This window comes from Xenorhabdus santafensis, from assembly GCF_033949405.1.
GTDB lineage: Bacteria > Pseudomonadota > Gammaproteobacteria > Enterobacterales > Enterobacteriaceae > Xenorhabdus > Xenorhabdus santafensis.
Genome location: NZ_VCDN01000152.1, coordinates 1 through 701, shown reverse-complemented (window position 1 = coordinate 701; position 701 = coordinate 1). Strand labels below are relative to the sequence as shown.

Sequence of the window (701 nt, the reverse complement as noted above, 5' to 3'; positions counted from 1 at the left end):
CGTTTATTTAATCGGTTTGCCACGAGATTTATTTCCAACTCTGATACTTGATTAAAATCGGTTCCTTTTGGGAAATAATCTCTGATCAACCCATTCGTATTCTCATTTATCCCTCTTTCCCAAGGAGAGTAAGGGTGAGCAAAATAAATTTTTGCCCCTAGATTTTTACTGAGGCTCTCATGGTCGGCAAATTCCAAACCATTATCAAAGGTAATAGTTTTAATCTTATGTTTTATAAAGCATAAATGTCTTGTTGCTGCTTTTGTGACTTCTTCCGCCGTTTTGTTTTCAAGTTTAATCATGACGGTAAATAAGGATTTGCGTTCAACCAAAGTCAATAATGCACTATTATGATCTTTTCCAACGATGGTATCCCCTTCCCAATCACCAATACGTTGCTTTGTTTCCACAACCTTCGGGCGATTATCAATACTGACTCTATTTTTGATTTTTCCTCTGCGTTCATAACTCCCATAGCGTTTACGATACGGTTTTTTCGCAATCCTGAGATGTTGCCATAAGTCGCCGCCATTATTTTTATCTTTGTAAATAAAACGATAAACCGTTTCATGATGTAAAGAGATGGCTTTTTCTCGCTTGAGGTAGCCTACAGCTTGCTCTGGGCTTAAATCTTGCCAAATTAACACCTTGATCCACTTTATGATCTCGGGTGTGACTTTAACTGCTTTTGCGGCAGAACG

1 protein-coding gene is annotated in these 701 nt (G+C 38.1%); it reads right to left on the bottom strand.

The features are described from left to right. On the bottom strand, window positions 1-701 hold a 701-nt coding region (locus FE392_RS19405; protein WP_319931783.1), incomplete at both ends, for an IS30 family transposase.